This is a genomic window from Butyrivibrio sp. VCB2001 (assembly GCF_000423965.1).
GTDB lineage: Bacteria > Bacillota > Clostridia > Lachnospirales > Lachnospiraceae > Butyrivibrio.
On record NZ_AUIZ01000040.1, the window covers coordinates 1 to 1585 of the forward strand.

Here is a 1585-nt window from a genome sequence, read left to right on the forward strand (position 1 = left end):
AGACTAACTATTAAAGAAAGTCAATAAAAATGTTTTAAAACAGAAATGTTTTAAATATAGCGACGATGACTTATTCATCGTATTCAGCACCTTGAAAACTGCATGACAAATAGAGCATCGTTTTAGATGCTCTTGAAAGAAGATTTGTATGGAATTAGTTAAGCTGCTTTGTTGTATGACTGATGAGATTTCTCAAGCTGATATATCAGTCTCACGAGCTTCTTCGTTGCATGGGATACAGCAACATAGTAGTGCTTTCCTTCGGCTCGCTTTTTTGCAAGGTAAGCATTGAATGTCGAATCCCAATGGCAGACGTAAATAGTGGCGTTAAACAGAGCATATCGTAGATATCTGGAACCACGCTTTTCCATTCTTGGATGGCAGTTATCTAATTGTCCAGATTGATATGTGGATGGCGATAAACCTGCATAGGCAAGGATTTTATCTGCAGAGTCAAATCTATCAAAGTCACCAATCTCGGCAATTATCATGGCGCCCATGCGATAGCTTATTCCAGGGATGCTAAGGATTGGAGAATTGATGGTGTCCATAATGGCATTGATTTCTCCTTCAATTTCATCAATCTCGGAATCAAGCTCACGTATCAGTTTGATGGTATGCTTTAATTCAAGGGATTTCGCTGGCATATTTGAGCCAATAGAGGCTCTTGCTGCGTCTCGAAATGCTATGGCAACATCCTTGTCATAATGACCCTTAGAAGCTTCGTTCAGTAGATTTGAAAGTCTTGTAAGATGCGCATTTGCCACTTGTTTTGCACCTGGGAATTCATAAAGCAATGAATACACAGAATTCATGTGTATAGTTGGAACAAGCTTTTCTAACTCAGGGAAAAGGATACAGACAAGACGAGAGATAGAAGTTTTAAGCTTTGCCCGTTCTTTGACTTTATCAAAGCGGTAGCGGGTTAGTGACTTAAGTTCTTCGTTGTGGTACGATGTGTCAGAGTAGGACTTTAAGTTCACATCTGACATGAGCATAGAAGCAATCGTACTGGCATCTACTTTATCCGTTTTCGTCTGTCTAAGGCTTAGACTTTTTCTGTACAGATTGGTATGTAACGGATTGATAACGAAGGTGGGCAAACCTTTATCAATGAGATATCCAAGAAGATTGTAACTATAGTGTCCGGTGGCTTCTAGCCCTACTTTTACTTTAGATACATCTTCCATTACGGATTCTATCTTCTGATAAAGATCATTGAACCCATCGAGATTGTTTTTGATGGTGAATGTTTTGAAAACAACTTCCCCAACTGAGTTTTTGATAATGCAATCGTGTTTGTCTTTAGCGACATCAATTCCTACATAGATCATATAGGACCTCCCTAATAATAGTATTGATACTGTTTCAGATCCACAGGGCTCCTTGCAATCGTAACCTACTTCTTGATAAACCGTCATGCGGTAACTAACTGATTAACAAATAAACAAAGAGACTGTGGTTGGAGCCTTGTGTAAACCGTCTATGCGGTAGGAGAAAACAACCAATCCACAGCATCTTAAACAGCATAGTCGAACCTATTGAAAAGGTAAAGAAAGACTATGACTAATACTAATAGTAGGAG

At 38.9% G+C, this 1585-nt stretch carries 1 protein-coding gene; it reads right to left on the reverse strand.

Annotated features, from left to right (window positions below; genetic code table 11):
• Positions 1–158: 158 nt before the first annotated feature.
• Positions 159–1334 carry an IS110 family transposase gene (locus G589_RS0117555; RefSeq protein WP_026523016.1) on the reverse strand — a complete coding sequence of 392 codons (1176 nt, stop codon included), beginning with the start codon at positions 1332–1334 and terminating at the stop codon, positions 159–161.
• Positions 1335–1585: the final 251 nt, after the last annotated feature.